The organism is Stenomitos rutilans (genome assembly GCF_059505485.1).
In genome coordinates this window covers 51,626-77,311 of record NZ_JCACKR010000063.1, presented here as the reverse complement: position 1 = coordinate 77,311, position 25,686 = coordinate 51,626, and the positions used below count along the sequence as shown (strand labels likewise).

20 protein-coding genes are annotated in these 25,686 nt (G+C 51.9%); 7 read left to right on the top strand and 13 right to left on the bottom strand.

What is annotated here, in order from left to right; genetic code table 11:
• Positions 1-75: 75 nt before the first annotated feature.
• The gene (locus AC5JLP_RS11535; protein WP_496068081.1) at positions 76-1,278 is read right to left on the bottom strand and encodes a glycosyltransferase family 8 protein; all 1,203 of its coding nucleotides are present in this window, start codon (positions 1,276-1,278) and stop codon (positions 76-78) included.
• A 410-nt stretch (positions 1,279-1,688) separates the two neighbouring features.
• On the opposite strand from AC5JLP_RS11535, the gene AC5JLP_RS11530 reads away from it, so the two are divergent.
• Positions 1,689-3,878 (top strand): helix-hairpin-helix domain-containing protein, encoded by a 2,190-nt coding sequence (locus tag AC5JLP_RS11530; protein ID WP_496068080.1) that lies wholly within the window; start codon positions 1,689-1,691, stop codon positions 3,876-3,878.
• A 624-nt stretch (positions 3,879-4,502) separates the two neighbouring features.
• Here the strand turns inward: AC5JLP_RS11530 and AC5JLP_RS11525 are convergent.
• The 5 genes from AC5JLP_RS11525 to AC5JLP_RS11505 all read right to left on the bottom strand — a co-directional run bounded on the left by AC5JLP_RS11525 (position 4,503) and on the right by AC5JLP_RS11505 (position 8,635).
• The gene (locus AC5JLP_RS11525) at positions 4,503-5,474 is read right to left on the bottom strand and encodes a GGDEF domain-containing protein (RefSeq protein WP_496068079.1); all 972 of its coding nucleotides are present in this window, start codon (positions 5,472-5,474) and stop codon (positions 4,503-4,505) included.
• Positions 5,475-5,734: 260 nt separating this feature from the next.
• Positions 5,735-6,205: a hypothetical protein gene (locus AC5JLP_RS11520; protein ID WP_496068078.1), complete on the bottom strand. Its 471-nt coding sequence runs from the start codon at positions 6,203-6,205 to the stop codon at positions 5,735-5,737.
• A 119-nt stretch (positions 6,206-6,324) separates the two neighbouring features.
• Entirely contained in the window at positions 6,325-7,569 is a 1,245-nt protein-coding gene (locus AC5JLP_RS11515) for an urease accessory protein UreH domain-containing protein (RefSeq protein ID WP_496068077.1), read from the bottom strand.
• Positions 7,570-7,573: 4 nt separating this feature from the next.
• Positions 7,574-7,921, bottom strand: a complete 348-nt coding sequence (petJ, locus tag AC5JLP_RS11510) for a cytochrome c6 PetJ (protein ID WP_496068076.1) — start codon at positions 7,919-7,921, stop codon at positions 7,574-7,576.
• A 588-nt stretch (positions 7,922-8,509) separates the two neighbouring features.
• Complete coding sequence (locus AC5JLP_RS11505; protein WP_496068095.1) at positions 8,510-8,635, bottom strand: type II toxin-antitoxin system PemK/MazF family toxin; 126 nt, start codon at positions 8,633-8,635, stop codon at positions 8,510-8,512.
• 15 nt (positions 8,636-8,650) lie between these two features.
• Here AC5JLP_RS11505 and mnmA point away from each other — a divergent pair, with 15 nt between their 5' ends.
• Complete coding sequence (mnmA, locus tag AC5JLP_RS11500) at positions 8,651-9,802, top strand: tRNA 2-thiouridine(34) synthase MnmA (protein ID WP_496068094.1); 1,152 nt, start codon at positions 8,651-8,653, stop codon at positions 9,800-9,802.
• A 396-nt stretch (positions 9,803-10,198) separates the two neighbouring features.
• Entirely contained in the window at positions 10,199-10,603 is a 405-nt protein-coding gene (locus AC5JLP_RS11495; RefSeq protein WP_496068075.1) for a hypothetical protein, read from the top strand.
• A gap of 200 nt (positions 10,604-10,803) precedes the next feature.
• Here the strand turns inward: AC5JLP_RS11495 and AC5JLP_RS11490 are convergent, their stop codons facing one another.
• From AC5JLP_RS11490 to AC5JLP_RS11460, 7 genes are all read right to left on the bottom strand, one after another.
• A complete protein-coding gene (locus AC5JLP_RS11490; protein WP_496068074.1) occupies positions 10,804-13,095 on the bottom strand; it encodes a molybdopterin oxidoreductase family protein in 2,292 nt (763 codons plus the stop codon).
• A 5-nt stretch (positions 13,096-13,100) separates the two neighbouring features.
• Positions 13,101-13,397, bottom strand: a complete 297-nt coding sequence (locus AC5JLP_RS11485) for a DUF1830 domain-containing protein (protein ID WP_496068073.1) — start codon at positions 13,395-13,397, stop codon at positions 13,101-13,103.
• Positions 13,398-13,483: 86 nt separating this feature from the next.
• Positions 13,484-14,323 (bottom strand): nitrate ABC transporter ATP-binding protein, encoded by an 840-nt coding sequence (locus AC5JLP_RS11480; protein WP_496068072.1) that lies wholly within the window; start codon positions 14,321-14,323, stop codon positions 13,484-13,486.
• A 212-nt stretch (positions 14,324-14,535) separates the two neighbouring features.
• Positions 14,536-16,542 carry an ABC transporter ATP-binding/substrate-binding protein gene (locus AC5JLP_RS11475; RefSeq protein ID WP_496068071.1) on the bottom strand — a complete coding sequence of 669 codons (2,007 nt, stop codon included), beginning with the start codon at positions 16,540-16,542 and terminating at the stop codon, positions 14,536-14,538.
• Between the two features lie 114 nt (positions 16,543-16,656).
• Positions 16,657-17,499 (bottom strand): nitrate ABC transporter permease, encoded by an 843-nt coding sequence (gene ntrB / locus AC5JLP_RS11470; RefSeq protein ID WP_496068070.1) that lies wholly within the window; start codon positions 17,497-17,499, stop codon positions 16,657-16,659.
• A gap of 148 nt (positions 17,500-17,647) precedes the next feature.
• Positions 17,648-18,970, bottom strand: coding sequence for a CmpA/NrtA family ABC transporter substrate-binding protein (locus tag AC5JLP_RS11465; protein WP_496068069.1), 1,323 nt, complete (start codon positions 18,968-18,970; stop codon positions 17,648-17,650).
• A gap of 125 nt (positions 18,971-19,095) precedes the next feature.
• Complete coding sequence (locus AC5JLP_RS11460) at positions 19,096-20,646, bottom strand: ferredoxin--nitrite reductase (protein WP_496068068.1); 1,551 nt, start codon at positions 20,644-20,646, stop codon at positions 19,096-19,098.
• Between the two features lie 364 nt (positions 20,647-21,010).
• Here AC5JLP_RS11460 and AC5JLP_RS11455 point away from each other — a divergent pair, with 364 nt between their 5' ends.
• The 4 genes from AC5JLP_RS11455 to AC5JLP_RS11440 all read left to right on the top strand — a co-directional run bounded on the left by AC5JLP_RS11455 (position 21,011) and on the right by AC5JLP_RS11440 (position 25,647).
• Positions 21,011-21,574 (top strand): nucleotidyltransferase family protein, encoded by a 564-nt coding sequence (locus tag AC5JLP_RS11455; protein WP_496068067.1) that lies wholly within the window; start codon positions 21,011-21,013, stop codon positions 21,572-21,574.
• 275 nt (positions 21,575-21,849) lie between these two features.
• Complete coding sequence (locus tag AC5JLP_RS11450; protein ID WP_496068066.1) at positions 21,850-23,307, top strand: folate/biopterin family MFS transporter; 1,458 nt, start codon at positions 21,850-21,852, stop codon at positions 23,305-23,307.
• Between the two features lie 134 nt (positions 23,308-23,441).
• The gene (locus AC5JLP_RS11445) at positions 23,442-24,992 is read left to right on the top strand and encodes a carotenoid oxygenase family protein (RefSeq protein WP_496068065.1); all 1,551 of its coding nucleotides are present in this window, start codon (positions 23,442-23,444) and stop codon (positions 24,990-24,992) included.
• Positions 24,993-25,242: 250 nt separating this feature from the next.
• Positions 25,243-25,647, top strand: coding sequence for an NIL domain-containing protein (locus tag AC5JLP_RS11440; RefSeq protein ID WP_496068064.1), 405 nt, complete (start codon positions 25,243-25,245; stop codon positions 25,645-25,647).
• Positions 25,648-25,686: the final 39 nt, after the last annotated feature.

Genomic DNA, 25,686 nt, shown 5'->3' with positions numbered 1-25,686 from the left:
ACATAGCTTCAATACAGCCGTTTACAGCCGAATGAAGTACACCTCGAAGCCTAAAAGCCTTCTTTGTAGCTCTTTTCACTCCTGACTCCTGACTTCTGCTGTGAGTGCTGCGATCGGGTTTAGTCGCTTTTTGGAAGCAGAAAGGCTCTTTCTAATCTTTCTAACAACGCGCCGCAGTAGCGTATCGCGCCATCCTTTCCAGGCGGTTTGGTCTAGATAGGCAAAAAACAGGGCTTTAGCTGGATGGTCACACTGATGCTGCCAGGGCTTTGGCGCATTGGTGTAGTGAACGATATGGGGAGTTTCTCGTAAGGACTGAAAGGCGATCGCGTCATAAGGGCTTTCTTGCCAGGAGGCATACGTGTAGATCTGTGGCATCTGATTCCACCGCTCATCAAGTCGCCCCCAGTTTCCCCGAAACACAGCGTTCAGGCCATCCTGGTCAGCATTCTGGATATACATCCAGTTCTGTCTAGAAAACTCCAAAACCTGCCTGCCGATCGCTTCCTCTCTCCACTTTTTGAGATTAATGATCAGCAGCCCAGAGTTGAAATAGGGTTGCTCTGGATTCAAGCCGAGTGCCTGGTAATTGCGTAATCCGCAGCCTCCACGGCTGGAAACTAGCGGCTGGTAGTCGTCCTGAACGGCGAGGGCATAATAATCGTCTAACTCTAGCTGCCAGAGTTCTGCCAGGTTTCCCTGCACAATCATGTCGCAGTCTAAGTAAATTACTTTGTTGAGATGAGTTGGTAAGGCTTCGGGGATGAGCAGGCGGTAGTATGCTGCCAGCGTGTAACGGTAGCTCAGCGGTAAGCCTTGTAGTAAGGTAAGGTCTGGTTTGAGCCAGTTCAGACGGAACGGTACCTTTTGAGCTTGAAGCGATCGCAGCACCTTTTGCTTTGTGGCTGACCGAATACCACCATCTATCACTGAAATCAGCAACGGAGCGTTCGTCTTAAGATTTGCTAACACCGAGCAGAGCATCGCCGTCATGGGCATAGCGTAGGGTTCGTCGGCGGAGCAAACCAGCGCGATCGAGTCGTCGAACCTACTGGCTTCATTTCCTTGTGGCGATAGCACCTCTACTGACGCTTCCAGCCCTAAAGAGCGCGCTTCAGTGTATAGCGCACTCATTTTAGCTTTCACGATAGCAATTTTGCGTTCGACCTTCTCCAACTGTTTGCCATGCATGGGCAAGGCTTTTAACTCTGTCTTTGACTGCTCCAGTTTTATAAGCTCTGCTTGTAAGAGCCGATAGTTAGTTAGAAAGCCAAACATCGCAAAAAATCTCCGACTAGGTGAATGATGAAAATCCGAAGTAGATATGTATGACAGAGTCAATGCGCGTAATCTACCTGTTTACGTATCCACCGACTTTGAAGTCACTCTGAATAGCAGCAACAGTGTTTATCATTTTTTTGCTTTTAAGCTAAAAATTTAAAGCAAGCAGCATCCCTTCTCTTTAAAAGACAGACGATCGCGTGCAGTTTCAGCAAGAACGAAGGACCTTTTCAGAAATAAAGGCCCCGTTCAGTGTAAATTTTGTTGGCGGAGTAAACCAGCCCCTACTTATAAGTTCTTTAGGAAAAAAGACGAGCATAGCGATCTGCTGCATGGGATATGCGCGGCGGCGTCCACATCGGCACGGTTATCGGTATTCTGGTAGCAGCCCGTCCAGAGCGATCGTAGTGTCTCGAACCCCTTTCTACTCTTTGCTGTTGCTGCTTGCCTGGGTAGTGATCACGTTGACTAGCTTGCCTCAACCACTGTGGGCCGCGATCGCACAGCCCGACCGCGTGCCGTTGACCCTGGAGTTGTTGCAAGAGCGGCTGAAGAATCCGATGCAGAGCGAAGGGGGGCGCATTCTGGATTTGAGCCGTTTGACGATCGATTTACGTCCCGAAAATGCGACCTTTCGCGATCAGTTTTATGGTTTGGTGCAGGGACAACTTCAGCGACCGGGTACGCCCATTGGTCTTGACCTCAGCTATTCCCAAATCCAGGGCGAGTTTAAAATCAGCCAACTGGGGCTACGGGCACCGTTATACGGAGAATCACTGTCACCGATTTTTACCCCCGCTGAGCAAAAGCAGCTTCAGCGCGATCGGCGGCTTTTGTCACGCCTGAGTACTCTATCACAGTCGCTGCTGTCTACCCCCGATGCTGGAACGCCGCCTGCACCGCTACAGATTACGGTCTTTCGTGGGCCACTGAAGCTGATTCAGACGCGCTTCACCGGATTTGCTGATTTTACCAACACCTTCTTTCTCAATCGGGTAGAAGCCCAAAGTGTGCAGTTTGCCCAGTTGGCGGATTGGTCACAGGCCCGTTTGAGTCAGCATGTGAGCTTTGCAGGGGCAACGTTTGAACGGGATGCCCGGTTTCGCAGCAGTATTTTCTTTGCCAGGGCAGAATTTACACAGACGCAGTGGTTGGGCGCGGTGAATTTTCAGAATAGTGAATTTCAGGCGACAGCAAACTTCAATCAGGCGTTGTTTCAGCAGCCGACGAACTTTATGCGGGTGCAGTGGTTGGGCAATGCGGACTTTGCTCAGGCTCACTGGCAAGATCAGGCGATTTTTACCAAGGGCACGTTTAACCAGTCGTTTTTTCTCACAGACGCGGTGTTTGAAAAAACGGTGCTGTTCCGCGAAGCGCAGTTTAACCGTCCGGTGAATTTGCGTGGGGCTTCCATTCTCGATCGCGCTGAGTTTGGCTATACGGGCTTTGCCAAGGGCGCGTATTTGAATGTGCCGGGACTGCGATTTGACTCCGATCGCGCCAAGATTATCGGTAATCCAGGCCAGATCAGCCGTGTGATCTCCGTGCCAGCGCTACAAGGCAACGAAAACCTACTGCGAGAACTGGTGCGAAATTTTCGACGCTTGGAGCAGATCCCTGATGCCAACCAGTTGGAGTATATGCGAGAGCGGTTGCGGCTACGAGAACTGCATCAGCAATTGGTGGGCATGAACATCAACACGGCACCACTAGCTCAGTTAATGGCAGTGGGCTTCTCCAAAACACAGGCAGAAGCGATCGTCCAGCGTCGTGCCCAACAGCCGTTTCGGAACACAGCAGATCTGCTGATTGTGGGCAGTGTGGATCTGGCGACCTACATCAACGTGCGCGATCGCATCATCGCCAAAGAAGCCGTGCCACCGAGTTTAGAAGCGCTCAACCGTCTAACCGCAGGTTTAAGCTGGTTAGGGTTAAGCCAATTACTGCTGCTGACACGCTATGGCACCGATTTTTGGCTCATTTTTGGGGTGGGATTGGTCGCAAGTGCGTATTTTGGGGTGCTGTTCTGGTTGATCGATCGATGGCGACGCCTTACCCCAAAGCCCATTCTGCCCACCGTCTCCGAAACCATTTGGGTGCTGACATTGTTTAGCGCCCTATCGTTCTGGGGCTTGATTTCCATCTTTCGAGCCGCCGATCGACCCTGGTTAACGCTTTCCAGCATTGCCGCACTCATCATTCCGGTGCCCGCTTTCCTGCTCTTTCGGCTCTACAAAGAGGGGCGCTATCATCCCATGATGGATGTGAGCTACTTCACCGAAGAAGGTTCGCTGCGACAACTCCGCATTCTCATCGGACGTTTACCCACCATTCCGCGCTTTGAGATGTTCCGCGAACGGTATCTCCCCATCTCGTGGGATCGTCGCTGGAGCTGGCTCAACTATTTTGACTTTAGCCTCAACAATCTGCTCAAGTTTGGCTTCAACGACATTCGCCTGCGCGATGAACATCTCCCCGGTTACATCACCGCGATCGTCTGGTATCAGTGGGGACTGGGCATTCTCTACATCGCCCTCCTACTGTGGACGCTCTCGCGCACGATTCCGGGGCTGAATCTGTTGATTTACTTTAAATGAGTTTTGGGTTTTGAGTTGGAAGAAAAGAGCCAACCGTTCGCTTTTTAGCCTTCATCCTTTATACCTCTGCCTTCTACCTTTCCCCCTCCAATTCGACGGTCTGTCTTTTGACAGTTAGTGTAGCCTTAGCCAAGAATGGGCAAGTTGTTGTGATGGGATTTTATGATTCGCGTTGGAGAGTTTCGTTGGGCGATCGGGGGTTCTCAGTTGCAATGAAAGCAGGAGATGTAGCGTGAGCGAGGAATGCTTTCTCGCCAATCTTCAAGCACTAGTGTTCTGAAACAGAAATGATGCAACAGGCTTGAGCGCTACTCAGTCCTCAGCACTCAGTCCACCGCAAAGCGGCAGCAAGCTACAGCACTCATACCAATTTGAACAGGACTTACGCAAAAGCTGTCAAATTCGCCCCCTAGCCCCCAACTTTGGGGGAACCGAGTCCATTAAAGCCCCCAGATTTGGGGGTTGGGGGCAAATGCGTAAGTCCTATTGAATTGAAAATGCGACACATCCTGTAGGGGCAAGGCGTTGCCTTGCCCCTACCCACCGATTGATCTGTAGCCGTCATTCTTTAAATCGGTATCAGCACTCTTGCAACCAACGTTGCAGAACTTTTGATGCGCTGTACTAGAGCCTTGAGGCAGCCAACTGTTGCGCCCGCTTGTGAGCATACATACGCACATCTGCTGCTTGTAAAAGGTCATCCAATAACTGTGGTTGTTGTGGATCAGCCGTCGCAAGCCCCACACTGTAAGCAAGGGTATAGCCACGAGCCGCCCTGTTTTTCTCTGCTAGCGCCTGGTCAAACCGTCTTAAGCTCTGAGCACTGGCGATCGCGTCAGTCTGACTAAGGAGCACCACGAATTCGTCGCCGCCCAATCGACCAATCACATCAGACTCTCGAAAGGTGTCCTTCAATAATTGACTGAAGGTAACCAGCGCCCGATCGCCTTCAGAATGACCATAAGAATCGTTAATTGCTTTGAAGTCGTTGAGATCGAACAATAAGAGAGTGGCTGGTTGCTGCCACCGCTGACACAGTTGCAAGGTGTGACAGCCTAAGGCGAGAAACCCTCGCCGATTTGAGAGCATCGTCAAGTCGTCGATTGTTGCTAACTGTACAGCAGCGAGTTCTTGCTCTGCCAGGTGTCCCAGGTCTAGCAGTAGCGCCTGGTCTTCTTGACTCATCATCCGTGGGTCGCGATCAATCAGACACAGTGTGCCTAACTTACTGCCATGCACCCGCAACGGTACACCTGCATAGAAGCGAATGCATGGCTCAGAGAGTACCAGCGGGTTGTCGTGAAAGCGATCGTCCAGCAGGGTATCAGGCACGATAAAAGGAGTGTCGCCTAAAATTGCGTGACCACAGAAGGACACGTCTCGTGGCGTTTCACTAACAGCCAGCCCCTGGCAAGACTTAAACCATTGGCGGTTCATGTCTACCAGAGAGACCAGGGCGATCGGAACACCAAAAAGGCGCTTAGCAAGGCGGGTGAGGCGGTCAAAGCGTTCTTCTGGTGGTGTATCAAGGAGGTGCAATGCCCTAAGAGTTTGAAGGCGTGCGGCTTCATTTTCTGGGGCGTTTGGTACTTGCATAGCAACGGCCTAACCAGGGCGCAAGGAGAATAAGCTGTAGACCCCTTTAATGTGCCCTATTTTTTGCCTTACCCTACTTCAGGCGTACTAGCGCTTAACCACAACCTCTTTACAGAGAAACGAGAACGGTATGGCAAGGTCTAGTAGAGCCAAAAACAGTTGCTGATAATCTCGGCGGAGGAAAGAGTGGCGAAAGTACAGTAGCAGACCTCAACCATTCAAACTGGATGCTGTATCTACCACCTCTCACCTCCGCGCTATCAGTGATGCATTTGCATTTGGCTAGAATTGCCGCCCACCGTGACAGTATAAGACAGCGTAAACGGTTTAAAGGTTGCTGGCGATTTCGCTGTACCGCTTAACTCCAGTTCATACTGCCCTGCTTTTGGGAAGGCGATCGTCGCTCCGATGATGCCTTTATAGCGATCGACATTGACCGTCTTCAGAGCAGGCTTGAGTAGCGGAGGCGTTTTGCCCTCTGTATGTGGGATGGGATAGACCTCTAGCTGACAGTTGCATTGAGATAGCGGGATCAACTGCCCACCCTTCCGGGTAAGGGCAAACCACGCGAGTGAGGGCTTACCAGCAACAGGATTATGGCGCGGCTCGACATGAAACGTGGCAGCAACATCACCATTAACCTTGACCGTGTGGGCCAGAACGGGCGCGACCAACAGGGCTGGCAATAGCATCCAGCCAGCATAATGACTCAACTGACTAAAGCGGGGCATAAAACGTCTCCAAACAGGGTGTTTTACAAACAAATGGTGAATGACGCTTGCCTTGCAAAGACAGCGTTTCTGATTGTGTGGGACTCGATCGCGGTTGTCAAAAGACACGCTGTCAAACGTTAAGTCCCAGTCAGCTCATTTTTCTTGCTTGGAGGTGCATAAACGTTGCCAAGCCCTACGAGAAACCAGCTCCAACGAGAACGAATGCAGAGAACGATCAGCGTGATCAGCCCCAAGAGCACAGACAGGAGTTCATTTGAGGTTGTCCAGTCCACATCGCCTAGATAGCTCGAACCAATTAATACCGTGTGTATGGCGCAAAGAAGCAGTGCCGGAACGCTCAACAGGTGCAGCCAACGCCAGTAACGACCCAGCCGTTGCACGATCGCATCAAAACTCGTGAGCGTCAGTGGTGTCATCAACCCGACAGCGACAACGCCTGCCCAAATGCCGATCTGTTGCAGAGGCAGCATGAAGGCTAACCCCTGTAAATCCCACTCAAAGGTGTGGTCTAACATGTGCCCGGTATGCGCCAGTGATAGAACGTAGGCACCAACGCCCAGCGCCCGACGATAGCGCAACGGCAATGACCACAGACGGCTGACGGGACGAGCAATCAGCGCCAGCATCAGGCAGAACAAAGCGGCATAGCCCGTATAATCCACCATCTCATCAGTGCGGAGGAGGGTGAGCAGGCCGATCGTCAGCGTCACCCAGCCACCCATGCGAAAAAGCTGGCTGCGGCGATTGCGGCTCAGCAAAGCGGTCGAAACGCCAATCCCCAGCATCGAAGGCACCGTGCCCAGCCCAAAGGCCAGCATTGTTGCAGTGCCATGCCATGCATTACCTGTTTCCGCTGCTTTGACCTGTGCGGTATATAGAAAACCACAGGGAATCAAGCCCCACGTCATGCCGAGTAGTGCAGGAGTCCACCAGTGCATGTGGCTGGAGAGCTTCATCATCCCCGCACTCAACCGCTCATGTAGGCCACCTTTAAGGATGGGATGGAGTAGGGGAATGCCCGGTAGCAGTTTGGGGTTGATTTGTGTGAGTCCCATCCAGATCAGCAGGAGACCAGTGGCGATCGACAACCCTTGCCGCAACCCACTACCAACGCCTGCCAGTTGTCCTCCCGCCACCAACACTGAACCTAACGCTCCAATGCCCGCACCAACCAATGCGTAGCTTGTAATGCGACCCAGATTGAGCAACCCATGAAACCAAAGCCGTTGCTGCCAAGTTGGTGCTTGCTGCGACCCTGACTGTGAAAGGGCAAACGCAGCAGTGAGAGGCCCACACATCCCCACACAATGCCCAAAACTGCCCAGCAGACCCAGCAGCATGACCAGCAACCAATCTGTCATGGCCTCACTTCTTCCAATCTTTTGCTGACTGGTTTAACACATAAGCGGCAACAGCTTTAATCTCCTCTTCCTTCAAACGACCTTTAAAGGATGGCATGGCACCTTTCCCGTTAGTGACCTGAGTAATGATGGCATCGGTCGAATCCATCCCATACTGCTTCAGCGCGGCTGACTTAAGGTTCTTATTCGCAGAGACAACGTTATTTCCCCCCTGATGGCAGGCCGCACAGTTAGCACTGAAAATCTTTGCCCCCTGAGCGGTGAGATCTGTTGCAGCGTCTGCTAATACAGGACGCACAAAGAGCATCATCCCGATGACGATCGCGATTGCAGCACAAAGCAGTTTTTTCACAGCGGTTCCCCTTTTAACAATGAAGCATCAGCAACCCCATTGTTCACCTGACTATCCACCCCGTCAAAAGACAGTCTGTCGAAGTTCTGAGGCGCAGGAGGAGACGGCGTTGAGCGGGTCGTTATGGCCTCGATCGTCCTTCACAAGCCTTCAAGACTCTTTAAAGACTCTCAGATGATCGGAAATGAGCTTCATGATGTCCGTAAATGAGTCCGGGATGCTGGTGAATGAGCCTCAGATACTCATTAATGCCTGCAGGATGCTGGTGAATGAGCCTTCAAGTGCTGATCAATGAGCCTCAAATACTCATTAATGAGCCTCAGATACGGGTGAATAAGGTACCGCATGTTCATTCGAGAGTCTCTCATCTTCATTCGTGACCATCGAATACCTCATTTATAAGTCTTCGATGGTCTTAAATGAGTGTGTCATACCCATTAAAAGAATGACGGCTACAGATCAATTGGTGGGTAGGGGCAAGGCAATGCCTTGCCCCTACAGGATGTGTCGCATTTTCAATTCAAATTGGTATCAGCTTACTCTACTGATCGTTTCGCTTGTATCCTAACGGTATCAACACGGTTTCTTCTAGCTGAGCGATTGTTCAGCTAGAAGTTGACCTAATCTCCGCATAAGCCGAGCTTTATCCAGCACACGCATCTGAAAGCACAGGGCAACTGAATCCTGTACTAATCCACCATCACCTTGCTCGATCGCCGTCAGGCCCTTGTGGGTGTTAGCCTAGAGAAGCAATCTCTTGCACGCATTTTGGGTTCGCTGTCCATGAAAAACGTTGTGGTAGGTCTCTCTGGGGGAGTCGATAGTTCAACAGCCGCTGCCATGCTGCACGACCAGGGTTACTCAGTCGTGGGGCTGACTCTATGGTTGATGAAGGGCAAAGGGCAGTGCTGCTCAGAAGGCATGGTGGATGCGGCTCAACTCTGTGAGCAATTGGGCATTCCTCACCACATTGTGGATACCCGCGAGTCGTTTCAAGAGAACATTGTGGACTATTTGGTAGCGGGATATGGCACAGGTATTACGCCCCTGCCCTGTTCGCAGTGCAACAAAGCGGTCAAGTTTAGCCCTATGCTGCGGTATGCCCAGGAGATACTGAGCATCGATCGCATTGCGACGGGTCACTACGCCCGCACTCGCTACGATGAGGCGACCGGACGCTATCAGCTTCTACGCGCGCTTGATCGCACCAAAGACCAGTCTTATTTTCTCTATGACTTGTCACAAGACGTGTTAAAGCGGGTGATTTTTCCCTTGGGAGAACAGCCGAAAACCGAAACTCGCCGCGTTGCAGCAGCCTTTGGGTTGCATACCGCTGAAAAACCCGAAAGCCAGGATCTTTGTCTGGTGGAAGCGAATGGTTCGATGCGGGCGTTTTTAGACAAATACATCACGCCTCAGCAAGGCGATATTGTTGACCAGTCGGGGAATATCCTGGGACGGCATGAAGGCGTGCATCACTACACCATTGGGCAGCGTAAAGGGCTGGGCGTTGCCCATAGCGAACCGTTGTATGTCGTGGCACTGGATGCGGCCAAGAATCGCGTGATTGTCGGCGATCGTGATGCGACCCTCGCCTCGGACTGTACGGTGCAGCGCCTCAACTGGGTTTCCATTGCCGCACCCACTGCCCCTATCCGAGCAGAGGTGCAAATTCGCTATCGATCGCCAGCCGTACCTGCAACCATCACGCCATTAGAGGGCGATCGTGTGCGTGTGGTGTTTGACGAACCGCAATCGAGCGTCACACCCGGTCAAGCTGCCGTTTGGTACGACGGCGATATTTTGCTGGGTGGCGGCATTATGCTTCCCGAAGGGTATGCCCAAAGGGATATGAATTGGGGGCTAGAGAGCGAAAGATGACCGCTTTTGCGTAAGTCCTAACCCATTTAAGTTCACCTCTTGTTGACTGGTTTGTAGGGACGTTGCAGGTAACGCCCCTGTAGACTAGCGGCCATGCAATCTCTTTAAGTCGGTAACACATGATTTCTGCCGTGATTGAATAATCGGGTCAGAAGGTGAGGTTTGTGGAGTGAAGAAATGAATTGCGTTGAAATAAGATAATTGGTATTGTTAGATACAGAAATAAATTTAAAGTTCGAGTGAAAAATGCTTTTCACTAATTTGCAAAAACAGATTAGCCCTCCAAGGCATCTCAGCACCCTGTTCAATCAAGCTGTGCCTGGTCAAACAGCGTCTAACTTCAAGGTGGATCCTATTAGAGCCAGGTTTGCAAGTAAACATCGGTGGCTCAACGTTTTGGCAGTTGGTTTAGCAGTTGTAGGCATCGTGGCGATCGCGCCAATGGCCGCTGCTCAATCTGAACAGGCGGTAGAACCATCCTTACAAGCACCCACCTGTATAGCTGATTCTCAAGGCTTGATGTGTCGCACGAATGAGAACTCACCACAGAATGGAGTGCCAGCTTTGCCCAAAGCGATGCCTGCTAACGTAAGCACTTCAGCAACGGTTAGTCATGGCTTAAGCGCAACGCAAATGGAGCAAATTTCAAATGCTTTGCTTGGCATTCTCTACTTTGTCCTTCCCGTTGGTTTTGGTTTAGGGCTTTTTCTGCACGATCGCTATCAGGCATACCGTGTAGCCACTCTGGAAGCGCAAATTAAACTCCTAGAAAAAATGTGGGAGCAAAGCCCACAAGCTTAAACAGACCTTTTAGCCTGGTTGACTGACAAATCTTTCAGCAATCGCTTACCCCGCCCTGCCCTGAACGTGTGGTCTCATAGAACGGAGTCCTCCTCAAAGGATTACAAGAGTCTTGCAACCCGTTACCCTTCGAGAAAGCAAAGCCTACAACGGGTTTCGGACTTCATCTGTCGCAGCCTCCCGTCAGCATCCATCAGATGCTATGAGACAGAAAGCGGGGGCAGCAATGAACTTAACGGATCAGTGGTGTCATCCGTCTCTGAGGCGACGCCTTTAGAGTCGATCGCTACCAACTCCACTGCACAGGCTTTTAACTCCGGTTGAAAGGAGTCTGGGCAGGCTTCGGGGTGGGTAAGGGCATTAGCTTCGGCCTTGGTTGCCCAGAGTGCGCCCCAGTGCATGGGTACAAAGACGGTTTTGGGCGCAATGGCCGTAGTGACTTTGGCTGGAAAACGGGCAGTCCCTCGGCGCGATCGTACCTCCAGCCAGTTGCCGTTCTCAACCCCGATCGCGGCGGCATCGCGGGGATGAATCTCAAGAAACGGGCCATCGTACATCTGCCGAATCTTATCAACCCGTCCGGTGCGTGTTTGCGTGTGCCAGTGACCGTAGAGCCTGCCCGTTGTCAGCACATAGGGATAGGTGTCGTCGGGGGGTTCAGCCAAACCGCGTGAGTGACAGGCGGCAAAGCGGGCGCGACCATCAGGTGTATGAAATTGACGATCGCCATAGAGCCGCTTGGCCGCGAAGCGAGAGACTGCTGGCTTATGGGGATTACGAATAAACGAGGGAAAGCGCAGTCGTCCTTTTTCATCCCGTGTCCCCTCTTCTTCCTCACCTTGAGGGCAGGGCCATTGCAGCGGGCCTTCGTGGCGCAGGCGATCGTGGGTCATCCCTGACATATCGCAAGGGCGACCCTGCGTTAACTGCACAAACTCAGCATGGACATCGGCAGCCCCGTTGAACGTAAAGGGTTTACCAAAGCCCAATCGCCGTGCTACTTCGGCAAAAATCACCCAATCGGCACGGGCTTCACCCGGTGGTGTGCGGAACTGGGGGCAGAGCGTCACGCGCCGTTCAGAGTTGGTCATGGTACCGGGGGCTTCGCTCCACTGAGCGGCAGGCAGCAGCACATGGGCATAAGCTGACGTTTCGGTGGGGTAGTAAGCTTCTTGATAAACGGTGAAGGGCGATCGCAACAACGCTCGTTTAGTGCGCTCCAGATCCGGCAGGCTCACCACTGGATTTGTTGCCGCAATCCAGAGAAAGCCGACGGCTCCGTCTTCAAGCCCCGTGATCATCTCCCAGGCGGTGCGTCCCTGTTCAGCCGAGATTTGTCCTGACTTCAAACCCCAAAATTGCTCCACTTCGGCGCGGTGCTGCGGGTTTTTCACATGTCGATAACCCGGTAAAAGGTTACACAAGCCCCCTGCCTCGCGCCCACCCATCGCATTGGGTTGTCCGGTGAGTGAAAATGGCCCAGCACCTGGTTTACCAATTTGCCCCGTCATAAGATGCAGGTTGATGATCGATCGCACCTTTGCCGTCCCCTCGCTGGACTGGTTGACCCCCATCGACCACATCGAAAGCACCCGTTTGGATTCGCCCCAATACTGTGCGGCGGTTTCTAGATCCTCCACTGAAATACCGCAGCGCTTCGCGACCGTTTCTGGCTTGTAGTCTTCAATGACTTCTGCAAACGCGGTGAAATGGTTGGTGTGCTTGGACACAAAAACCGAATCCAGGTAGCCCCGATAAAGCAGTAAATAGGCCAGCCCGTTCAGCAAATCGATATCGGTTCCGGGTGCGATCGCCAGATGTAAATCAGCCGCCTCCGCTGTTTGGGTTTTGCGGGGATCGACCACGATCAGCTTGACGTGCTTGTTTTGCTTGTGGTGCTTCCGCAGGCGATTAAACACAATGGGATGGCACTCTGCCGCATTGGTGCCAATTAAAAACGCACAGTCCGTTAAGTCTAAATCGTCGTAGCAGCAGGGTGGGCCATCGGCACCAAAGCTTTGCACGTAGCCCGCGACGGCTGAAGACATGCAAAGGCGCGAGTTGGCATCAAAGTTATTAGTGCCGAGAAAGCCTTTCATCAGCTTTTGCGCCACGTAATAGTCTTCAGTGTGGAATTGCCCAGAGCCATACATACAAAGCCCATCGGCTCCTTGAGTGGCGCGAACGGTTTGGATGCGATCGACCACACGCCCCAACGCCTCATTCCAAGTAGCACGGCGAAACGGCTCCTCTAGCGAGTCACGCACCATTGGATGCAGCAGACGATCTTTGTGCAAGGACTCAGTAATGGTGGCACCCTTAACACAGACCATTCCCTGACTGGAAGGATGCGCACGATCGCCCCGCGCCTGCCAGATGGGAGTGCCCTGTTTATCGCGATTTACAGTCTTACCTGGTACAGCTGGAGGCGATACTTCGAGACCGCAGCCAACGCCACAGTAGGGACAGAGGGTTCGGATGGGGTGAGTCATCGGCGCTACCCATCGATTGCATCGGAGAGATTCAGCAGCGGACGCGTGTATTCCCTCACCTGCAAGCGTAGACATGGAATGTGGTCTAACAGGGGTATGGTGCTGCTGTGAGTCCGCACTTCTAGGAGTGCATCAGGCAGGGCCTCAAACAGCAGGCGCTGTCGGGGAAACACGACGCGCTCAAACAACCAGTTAGGAATATTAATGATGCGGGCAATTTGCACTTGATTGGTGGCGTTCTCGTAATAGCAAAGGATGCGATCGGGCAAGTTTTCAGGCAGTGTGGAAGAGGTCTGAACCATAGCTAATGGCTGTTTATTTGTTCTAGAGGGGGCTGAACCGCAAACAGGCAACACACGCAAACACTCACGCTCAAGAACGATCGCCGCTACTCTACGTCATCATGGGCAAAGCGGTGATACAAGAAGTCCAGCGCATAGTTGCGTAGCTCGTAGTATTTGGGATCTTCCATCACATGAGTGCGATCGCGCGGACGTGCGAAGGGAATGGTCAAAACCTCGCCAATTTTCGCTGCGGGGCCGTTGGTCATCATGACCAGGCGATCGCTCAGCAGCAGTGCCTCGTCGATGTCGTGGGTAATCATCAAGACGGTCACACGATACTCCATCCAAATTTTGAGCAGTTCCTCTTGTAGTTCTTCTCGCGTAATCGGGTCGAGTGCGCCAAAGGGTTCATCTAGCACCAGCACCTGAGGGCGCAACGCCAGCGCACGGGCAATGCAAACTCGCTGCTTCATGCCACCAGAGAGCTGTCCTGGCTTTTTGTGGGCCGCTTCGGTCAGCCCAACCAGCGCTAAATGGTCGTTTGCAATCTTCTCTTTCTCCGCTCTGGGCTTATCAGGCCAAACCGAATGAACGCCCAAATAAATATTCTCAAAGGCTGTCATCCACGGTAGAAGCGAGTAGTTTTGAAACACTACCATGCGATCGGGGCCGGGTTTTGTGATCCGCTGGTTGCGCAACCGGACTTCCCCCGTCGTCGGCTCCCGGAAGCCCGATACCATATCTAGCAAAGTCGATTTGCCGCAGCCCGAATGACCGATGAGGCAGACAAACTCACCTTCATTCACCGTTAGATTAATCCCATCAAGCACCACATAGTCGTCACCAGCGGTGGGATAGGCTTTGGTCAGGTTTTCAATGACCAAAAACGGTTCAGACGTAATCGGTGGCTTCGGTTCTAGGAGGGCGCTGTTGATTGTTTGCATAGGGATGGAGAGTGGGGGGAGGAGTGGGGGAGAGGCGTGAGGGATGAAAGTTTTGAGTTTTGAGTTTTGAGTTGAACCAGTTGTTGGTTGCTAGTGCATGAACTGTTCCTGAATCCTTCTAAAAACTCAAAACCAACAACCTTCTTGCCTTCTACCTTTAGGGTTTGAGCGGACAGCGGTCAGCTTTTTAGCCTTCAGCCTTCTTTCTTGCCCTAAACCGTCGCTGTTGCTAGGGCATCGATCGCGATTTCTTCAATACGGATGTCACGTTTGATGGTCAAGTGATTGAGATAGCCGATGGGGTCATCAGGATTAAAGACCGTCCCATCGCTGAAATGAATGGGGCCGCGATTGGGTTCTACATCTAACAAACCGAGGTCGCGTGCGGCTTCACCAAAGACATCGACTCGGCGCACGCGATCGAGCACGTCAACCCAGTTGCGAGGAAAGGGAGTGAGGCCCCAACGAGCAAATTGGGTCATAATCCACAGCCCTTCGACGCGATAGGGGCAGTTGGTTTGATCGACGTAAAACTGGTTGAAGCGCGGGAGGTTTTCTGGTTCGGCGTCCAGACTCCGAAGATAGGGATCAAGCAAACCGGGGCGAATGTAGGCTGGGTCTGTGCCAACGTATTCTGGTCGGCTCAGAAGTTCAACCAGTTCTTCGCGATTGCGGCGATCGTCGCAGTATTCGCAGGCTTCCAGGAGTGCTTTCACCAACGCCACATGGGTTTGTGGGTACTGATTGGCCCAATCTTCGCGCACGCCCAGCACTTTCTCTAGATGCCCTGCCCAGATGTCGAGGTCAGTAGCAACCACAAAGCCCAGACCTTCGCGAACGGCGTGGGAGTTCCAGGGTTCGCCTGCACAGTAGCCGTCGATGCTACCGGCCTTCATCGTTGCGACCATCTGAGCGGGTGGAATGACGGTGAGGCTCACATCCGTATCTGGATCGATGCCACCCGATGCTAGCCAGTGGCGTAACAATAGGTTGTGCATAGAAGAGGGATGCACCACGGCCAGAGTCCGCACCTCATCAGGTGTAGCGGCGATCGCCTCCTTAAAGTCAGGCAATGTTCGCACGCCAGCGTCATAGAGTTGTTTGCTCAACGTAATGGCATTGCCGTTGCGACTGAGCACTAAGCCCGTCACCGTTGGTAACGGGGTTTTGCCACCCATCCCTAACGTCATGGCTAGTGGCATTCCGGCTGTCATTTGCGCAGCATCCAGACGCTTAGTGGCTACGCCCTCGGCGATCGCTTTCCAACTGGGTTCCCGTGAAAGCGTCACCTCCTCTAACCCATGCGCCTGGAAGAAGCCTTTTTCTTTGGCAATCACCAGTGGCGCGCAGTCAGTTAGCGGTACAAAGCCAAGCTCCAGATTAACTTTCTCCAAGCCATTACGGGCGATCGCGGCAGTTTGCACAACCTTACGCTGTTTCGCTTTCTTTTGCTGGTTGAGAAAATAAACCACTTCTGCCCGTAACGCGTAGTAATTGGGATGGTTGACCACTTTCAGGCGATCACGTGGACGAGTAAATGGCACATCCAGCACCTGCCCAACGTAAGATTCAGGACCGTTGGTGAGCATGACGATGCGATCGGACAGCAGCAGCGCTTCGTCTACATCGTGTGTCACCATCACACAGGTCAACTGATGCTCATCGGCAATCTGCATCAACTGATCTTGCAAGCTGCTGCGGGTCAGAGCATCCAAGGCTCCAAAGGGTTCATCTAGCAACAGCAATTTGGGGCGAATGGACAACGCGCGGGCGATCGCTACCCGTTGTTTCATGCCACCCGACAACTGTCCTGGCTTTTTGTCAGCCGCATGGCGAAGCTTCACCAGATCAATGTGGCGTTCGATAATATCTTTGCGCTCGTCGGCTGGTAAGTCTTTCAGCACTCGATTGACGGCCAGCGAAATGTTCTCTCGCACAGTCAGCCAGGGCAGAAGGGAATAGTTTTGGAACACCACCATGCGATCGGGGCCAGGTTTTAACACCTGCCGTCCCTCCAGCACTACCCCGCCCTGCGTTGGACTGTTCAACCCAGCAATGATATTCAACAGGGTCGATTTGCCACAGCCAGAGTGACCTAGCAGCGTAATAAATTCGCCCTTTGTAATATCAAGCGTAATGTTTTTGAGCGCGATGTACTTCAGCCCGTTCGGTAACGGAAAAACCTGATCAACGTGGTCAACTTCAACAAAGGAAGACATGGCAACTAGAGGAGGTGAAGGGTGACAAGATGAAGGGTGGCAAGAACGTGCAGCCGAAACGAATGGCTCAAGCAGGAAAACTCATTGAGTCCCATTCTTGAGCATTAACTGCGGCTATTTCTGCTCTCCAGAAACAACCAGTGAGGAGATAAACGTGATCAACTTATCCAACAGCAACCCCACAATGCCGACATAGATGACGGCTAGAATCACTTCACTGAGGTTGCCGCTGTTGTAGGAATCCCAAATAAAGAAGCCAATGCCAACGCCACCTGTGAGCATTTCGGCAGCGACGATCGCCAGCCACGACAGCCCCACCGCAATCTTCAACCCGGTGAAAATATACGGCACAGTCGCAGGCAACAAAATCTTGGTGAAATATTCCACTTTTGAGAGTTGCAACACCTTCGCCACGTTTGTGTAGTCCTGTGGAATCTGCTGCACGCCCACCGCCGTGTTAATAATAATGGGCCAGATTGCCGTAATGAAAATCACGAAAATGGCAGATGGATTTGCCTGTTGGAACGCTGCCAGCGAAATGGGTAGCCATGCCAGCGGTGGAATCGTCCGCAAAACCTGAAAGATGGGATCAACGGCCTGGTAAAGCAGCACCACCGCCCCAATTAAGATTCCAACGCTAATGCCAACGGCGGCTGCCAGGGTATAGCCGATCGCCACGCGCTTTAAGCTAGCGGCAAGCTGCCAGAACAGCCCCACGTCTGAACCACCACTATCAAAAAAGGGATCAATAATCAGTGGATCCCAGGTTTCTTCTAACACTTTCAACGGGCTAGGCAGACTGGCACCTTCTCCAGATGTCAAGAGTTGCCACACAAGCAGAAATACGCCTAGCGCAATCACCGATGGGATTACCCCCTTTGCTTGCTTGCCAATAAGAGTGGCAAGGCGTTGTGGAAAGGCGCTTCTGGCAGTACCAAAGTCTAGTCTTGTTGCCATGTTCCAGGTCTACTCCAAATGGGTTGCAGGTGTTGTGATGTAGAAGAGGATGAAATTTGCAGTTCAAACGCGGGAGGCTTGAACGGGTGGACGATGGAAACGGGTTGCAGTCAGCCGTTCACAGACAATCTGACTGCAATCTAATACCCTAAGCCTTTTTGATTTTGAGGCTCTTGAGATAAGCGCCGGGGTTCTCCGGATCAAACTTGACTCCATCAAAGAAGGTTTCCACACCGCGCGAGGTGCTCTTGGGAATAGCGGCGGTCTGCCCGATCGCCTTTGCCGCCTCTTTCCACAAATCTTCGCGGTTGACCGCATCCACCAGCTTTTGCGTGTCGGTATCAGCAGGCAGGTAGCCCCAGCGAATGTCTTCGGTTAAGAACCAGAGATCGTGACTCTTATAGGGGTAGGAGGCATTCTCAGCCCAGAATTTCATCAGGTGAGGGCTGTTTTCAACCACCTTGCCATTGCCATAGTCAAACTTACCTTGCGCCCGTTCCACAATGTCTTTGGCAGGCACCTTAAACCATTCTCGTTTGGAGATAATCTTGCACATCTCCTCTTTGTTCTCTGGCTTATCGCACCAGATCTGCGCTTCCTGTACAGCCATTAACAGCGCTTTGGCCGCTTTGGGATTTTTGTCTACCCAATCAGCCCGCATACTAAAGGCTTTTTCGGGATGGTTATTCCAGAGTTCTCCAGTGGTTAATGCTGTCAGACCTAAGCCCTGGTTGACCAGTTGGGCATTCCACGGTTCTCCCACACAAAAGGCTTCCATGTTGCCAACTTTCATATTGGCAACCATTTGCGGTGGCGGGACTGGGATGGTGGAAATATCTTTGTCAGGGTTGATGCCACCTGCTGCCAACCAGTAGCGCATCCACAAGTCATGAGTGCCACCTGGAAAGGTGATCGCGGCCTTAATTTCTTTACCCGTTGACTTCGCTTTTGAGAAAGCATCTTTTAAGGGAGCGCTATCTAAGCCCAGCTTGGTGTCCTTGTAGGTATTAGCAACGGAAATGCACTGCCCATCAACGTTCAAACGAGCCAGGATATACATTGGCACCTTATTGCCTTTCGTTATCTTGCCTGTTGAGATCAGGTAGGGCATGGGAGACAGGATGTGTGCGCCGTCAATCCCACCGCCAGCAGAGCCAAGCACCAGATTATCGCGGGTGACAGGCCAAGAGGCTTGCTTAACCACTTCGACATCTTTCATGCCGTATTTCTCAAAGTAGCCCTTTTCTTTGGCGACGATGAGCGGTGCAGAGTCCGTCAGCGCAATAAAGCCCAATTTGGCTGTGGTGACTTCGGGCGCATCGGCAGCACTGATATTAACGGCTGGAATGGCAGCCGACGTGCTTTCATTTTTGGCTGATTTAGACGATTTGCAGCCGTTGACAAACAGGGCAGTCGCAGCCGTTGCGCCTGTCGTGAGAATGAACTTCCTTCTTGAGAACCGGGCCATCATCAATGCTCCTAATATCTTAAATAAACGCTTGAGTTCTGATTGAACCCTATGCTTGTCACCGCTGTCGGTGCTTCAGCGCGAAGATATCTTCACGACTGCACGATCGCGGCAAGCAATACCAAAATTTAGTTGCCAACGCCCACTTGCTGGCGCAGTGTGGCACTAAAGTGTTGCATCAACAAATCCCGCAGTACGGGTTTGAGATCGCTACAGGGGATACCTTTGGTGACACAGGTGCCGAGTACAGCATCCTTGCCGACTTTGCCACCCATGTAGATATCCACGCCTTCAACGGTTTTCCCATCCTTGCGAACCTTTGTGCCCATCAAACCAATGTCGGCAACTTGAGGTTGTCCACATGAGTTGGGGCAGCCCGTCCAATGAATCCGGACGTGGTTGGGAGTATCTAACTCAGCTTCCAGTTCGCTGATTAAGGCCAGGGCGCGATTCTTCGTTTCAATCAGGGCAAAATTGCAAAACTGGCTACCCGTGCAGGAAACAAGCGATCGAGAAAGCGTTGCAGGTTTAATCGAAAACTTGGTCAGCAAAGGCTCTTGCAGCAGTGACTCTAGGCGAGAATCGGGCACGTTTGGCAAGATGACATTCTGTTCCACCGTGAGCCGAATCTCACCGCTGCCATACACGTCAGCCAACCGCGCCAGGTCAAACATATCGGCGGCAAATAAGCGACCGATCGGCACATGGAGTCCGACATAGTTCAGCCCCAGTTGCTTCTGAGCATACACGCCAATGTGGTCGCGTTTCTCCCAAAGAATTTCATCCTTTTCGGCCTCGCTTTGCAGCGTTTGACCCATCTGCGTTGCCACGGCAGCACGAAGTTTTTCTACGCCCCATTCGTCAATGAGCCACATGAGGCGCGCTTTTTGGCGATTGGCCCGTAAGCCGTGGTCTCGATAGACAATCAAAATGGCCTCGCAAAACGCGACGACCTGATCGGGTGAAACCCATACGTTTAGAGGAATCGCGGCTTCACATCGTTTGCCCGAAAAGAAGCCCCCAACCAGCACATTGAAGCCCAGGTTGCCCTCTTTATAGGCAGGGACAAAGGCGATGTCGTTAATTTCCGCATGCACGGAGTTATCACGACAGCCTGCGATCGCAATATTGAACTTGCGCGGCAGATTGGAAAAGGTTGGATTGCCCTGCCCCTTGCTGGTAATCAGGTCTTGCACCTGGTGAATCAAATCGCGCGTGTCAATCAGTTCATCCGCATCAATACCTGCTACAGGTGAACCCGTGATGTTACGCACGTTATCCATCCCAGACTGAATGCTGGTCAGCCCCACGGCTTCAAACCGACGGAAAATATCCGGCACATCTTCAATGCGAATGCCCCGTAGCTGCAAGTTTTGGCGTGTTGTAATGTCGGCATTCCCATCATCGCCGTAGCGCTGCACAACCTCTGCCAGCACACGCATCTGGGCACTGGTCAGAATGCCGCAGGGCAGGCGCAACCGCATCATAAACTTGCCAGGAGTCACCGGACGAAAAAAGACACCCATCCATTTCAAACGGTGGTCGCGATCGGTTTCATCCATCGCTTCCCAGCCAATTTGAGCAAAATGCTCTAGCTCTGCCTTGACGGCCAAACCATCTTTCTCAGCTTTGAGTTTTTCAAACTTATTGAGACTCGTTGCTGGCACTGTGCTGGTCATAAGACTTGTCCCTTGGGTCTGCACTTCAAGCTATGCTTGTACCTATGAAATCAGCTAAAAACAAACCAGATTGTTCAGCGTCAACCAAATTCTGTTCAGCAACTGATTTACTTTGCATGCGCTTGTTGAAGTTAACGTAAGCTGGCTATTCACAAAAATTCGTATCTTTAGTCACAAAACATTTCTGTTTATGAATTTTTTGCATCGGTGTGATGCGGCCTTAGCATCCTCTAGTGCAGAACAGCCTCTAGTGCAAAACAGCCTCTAGATTTAAGCCCTATGGGCTTACCCGAACCTCGAAGGATTGAACCCAAAAACAAGCAACTAGCCAATGTTGTTGCCTAAACCTCCGAAGTTTTAATCAATGCCTAAGTCCTTAATTCATCCCTTATCCGATCGCCTCCACCAGATTTTGGCTGCATCGCCTGTTGGCATGGTGCTGCCAGCAATGGCTCAGCTTCATTTACCCGATTGGTGGTTGGCAGGAGGGGCTGTGCGGAATACGGTGTGGCGATCGCGCTTTGGACGCAACTGTGCCTTGACCATTAAAGATTTTGATCTGGCGTTTTTTGACGCGCAGGGGAACCGTGATCAAGAATTGGTAGCGAAAGCAATTCTGACCGGGCACTTTCCTGACTACGTGTTTGATGTCAAGAACCAGGCCAGCTTTGCCCGTTGGCGTGCTGGTCGCAGACCCTACAGAAGCACTGAGGATGGCATTGCCGACTGGCTTCATACAGCAACAGCGATCGGCGTGCGCTGCAATGCTCAGGGGGTGTGGCACTATTTCACTCCCTACGATTTGGACGATCTCTTCAACGGCATCATCCGACCCACTCCAGCCCATACCCACAATCCCGATGCAGAGCGTAAGGCGGCATCATTTCTGGAAAAATGTGCCTGTTTGCAAGTTCATTCAGACAGGTAAGTGAAGAGCCATTCGTCAAATTTCGTTTACATAACGTAATAGTTGCTCTTGATGTTCACACTTCTTCAAATTTAGCCGTCATGCAAAAATCAGCTTTACTGGCAAGGCTCTTAGAGATGTTTGTCAATGCTGGCATGCTCAACGCTGACGCAATCAAGAAGAAAATGTATCACCATGAACGCAAATTGGGCAGCTTGAAAGAGTAAACAGTGCCTCTCCTGTAATCAAGCGTTATGATAGGGGCTGAATTGATAAACGTTTGTAACAAATTATCAATGATTGTTTCCACAACTGGTTTAGCCAGACTGAAAGCATCGTTCACCGAGAAGATCTTTTTGGGGAATGAACCAAGCGCCGAGCTGATTGCCATTTTGCTGGTGTATTTTGTACAGGGCATTCTGGGGTTAGCGCGTTTGGCGGTCAGCTTCTTTTTGAAGGATGAACTGGGGCTGAGTCCGGCTGAGGTGTCTGCTTTGGCTGGGATTGCGGCTCTACCGTGGATGGTGAAGCCATTGTTCGGCTTTATCTCGGACGGTTTACCGATTCTTGGCTACCGACGACGACCATATTTAATTTTGTCAGGCTTACTAGGAGTGCTTTCCTGGGTGGCTTTGTCAACGATCGTCCATTCTGCCTGGGCTGCAACAGCGGCGATCGCGCTGGGTTCGCTCTCCGTTGCCTTTAGCGATGTCATTGTGGATTCCCTGGTTGTGGAACGGGCGCGGGGCGAGTCCCTTGGTAAGGCTGGCTCACTCCAGTCGCTTTGCTGGGGTACCTCAGCGCTTGGTGGCATTCTCACAGCCTATTTCAGCGGCTCTTTACTGCAAAACTTTAGCACTCGCACGGTTTTTGGGATTACGGCAACCTTTCCACTGATTGTTTCCCTGGTGGCATGGTTGATCACCGAAACGCGTGTGACAGAGCGGATGAATTGGTCGCTGGTGTGTGAGCAGTTTGTGCAACTTCGTCAGGCCGTCAGCCAGAAATCGATCTGGATGCCAACAGCATTTCTCTTCCTCTGGCAAGCCATGCCAACCGCTGAATCTGCGTTCTTTTTCTTCACCACGAATGAGTTAGGGTTTGAACCAGAGTTCTTAGGGCGCGTGCGGCTCGTCACAAGTTTAGCCTCGCTGTTAGGCATCTGGTTTTTTCAGCGCTTTTTGAAAACCGTGCCGTTTCGGGTCATCTTTGGCTGGTCTACGGTGATTTCGGCGGCGTTAGGTATGACAACCCTGCTGCTGGTGACGCACGCGAACCGGACACTGGGCATTGACGATCGCTGGTTTAGCCTGGGCGACAATTTGATTTTGACGGTTATGGGTCAGATTGCCTACATGCCGATTCTGGTCTTGGCTGCAAGGCTTTGTCCCCCTGGTGTTGAAGCAACCTTTTTTGCGCTGCTAATGTCGGTAGTCAATCTGGCTGGGCTACTGTCTTACGAATCGGGCGCTTTCCTGATGCACTGGCTAGGCATCACCGAAAACAACTTCAGCAATCTGGCGCTTTTGGTCGTCATTACCAACCTCTCGACACTCTTGCCACTACCGTTTTTGGGTTGGCTACCTCGCGCTGAGCAGACCACCGAAGCGGCATTAGCGACAACGCTACATTCAGTCCCCGTCATCGAAGCCGACTCTTCCGCTTCCAGGCATCTAGGGCAACCGTTTTTGCCTGATTTAATGACTGAATTTATGCCGAAGTCACGACAGATTGAACCTGTGGGGGAAGAGTAAGGGGAAGGAATAAGGGATAAGGGATGAGGGATGAAGGCTAAAAGCTAAAAGCAAAGGGCATAAGGTTAAAGCTGACTCCTCGCTCCTGCTTGCCAACAACCAAAAACCAAAATCTAAAAACTTTCCTGGTTTCTATGCAAAGCTTCCAGCTCAACGAACGCGCATCGACCGTGCCGCCGACGCTTTCCTACAATCGCGAAGGATGGCAGAAGGGCTACCGTTCTCTCAAGCAAGAGTTTGACTACTGGATCGATGACGTTGAAGGCAAAATTCCGCCTGAACTGCACGGTACCCTGTTCCGTAATGGGCCAGGGATGCTAGATGTGAATGGGCAGACGATTCATCATCCCTTTGATGGAGATGGGATGATTTGCGCGATCGCCTTCGACAACGGGCGTGCCCACTTTCGCAATCGCTTCGTTCGCACCGAGGGGTATGTTGCAGAACAAGCCGCAGGACGCATCCTCTATCGTGGCGTGTTTGGGACGCAAAAGCCGGGTGGATGGCTGGCAAATGCCTTTGATTTTCGCCTCAAAAACATTGCGAACACCAACATTCTTTACTGGGGTGGAAAGCTGCTGGCACTGTGGGAAGCGGCTGAACCGCATCGGCTTGACCCTGCCACACTAGAGACGTTGGGACTCGATCACCTGAATGGCGTGTTGCAGCCTGGTGCTGCCTTTGCAGCTCATCCCTGGATTGATCCTGCCTGCAATCAGGATGACGGTGCACCTTGTCTGGTCAATTTTTCCATCAAGCCAGGATTATCTTCCACCATTACGCTGTTTGAGTTCCATCCTGATGGCAAATTGCTGCGAAAGCATTCCCATGCCACACCGGGCTTTGCCTTCATTCACGATTTTGCCATTACGCCCAATTACGCCATCTTCTTTCAAAATCCCGTCAGCTTTAACCCACTACCGTTTCTGTTAGGCAAACGCGGTGCTGGCGAATGCATCACCTTCAATCCTGAAAAACCAACGCGGATTGTGGTGATTCCACGACACACAGCATCAGCGGCTCAACGCGACGCACTCAAGGCTCGAATCTTTGAGACTCACGCTGGCTTTGTGTTTCACCATGCCAATGCGTTTGAGCAAGGAGATGAAATCGTAATCGATTCGGTCTGCTACGGTTCGTTACCCGCTGTGGAGGCTGACGCTGATTTTAGACAAACAGATTTTGCAGCCTTAACTCCAGGGCAACTCTGGCGGTTTCACGTGAACCTGACCACTCAAGCAGTGCAGCGTGAATTGGTGGAAAGCCGCTGTTGTGAGTTTCCCTACGTGCATCCGGCGAAAGCGGGTCGATCGCACCATTACGTCTTCATGGGGGCAGCTCATGCACCTGAAGGAAATGCACCACTACAGGCGATCGCCAAGATTGATGTGGAAACAGACAAACGACAGCTTTGGAGTGCAGCACCACACGGTTACGTCAGCGAACCCATCTTTGTGCCGCGCGCCTCTGCTGCGTTTAAGGATGGATTGCCGTCAGCAGATCTGGTTGGAGCAGAGGATGATGGCTGGTTGCTCACGCTGGTTTATGACTCGGCACATGAGCGATCGGATGTCGTGATTCTAGACGCACGCGATTTGCATCGGGGGCCGATCGCCCGTTTACATCTCAAGCATCATGTGCCTTATGGGTTGCATGGCAGCTTTACGCCGCAGGTTTTTGAATAGGAAGGGCTGGGGAGGCAGGGGGAGCGGAGGAAGCAGAGGGAGGAATTCAAACCTCTCTGGTTCAGTGGCACAACTGAAAAATCAACGCTCTAATACCAATTTGAATTGAAAATGCGACACATCTTGTAGGGGCAAGGCAATGCCTTGCCCCTACCCACCGATTGATCTGTAGCCGTCATTCTTTAAATCGGTATAATCCCCAGCTTTTCTGTAGAAATCGATAAGATAGAGTCACTTTACGTTTGAGACTGTGAAAAAGCGAGTTACGCTCACCTTTCCAAAGCGATCGGTTCAAATGCCAGTCACCTATCGATTGGCAAAGGATTTTAATGTGGCGGCGAATATCATTCGCGCTCAGGTTGCGCCCAATCAGGTGGGCAAGCTCGTCGTTGAGCTATCTGGGGATATTGACGAACTGGATGCAGCCCTTGACTGGATGCGATCGCAAGACATTGGCGTTTCGTTTTCTAACCGCGAGATCATGATTGATGAAGAAACCTGTGTGCATTGTGGGCTTTGCACAGGTGTGTGCCCGACTGAGGCCCTGAAGCTTGACTCAGAATCGTTTAAGCTCACCTTCACGCGATCGCGCTGCATTGTGTGTGAGCAGTGCATTCCTACCTGTCCCGTGCAAGCGATTTCGACGAATTTATAGAACTTTGGGAACGTGATGGAAGTGGATTGATTAGTTAGT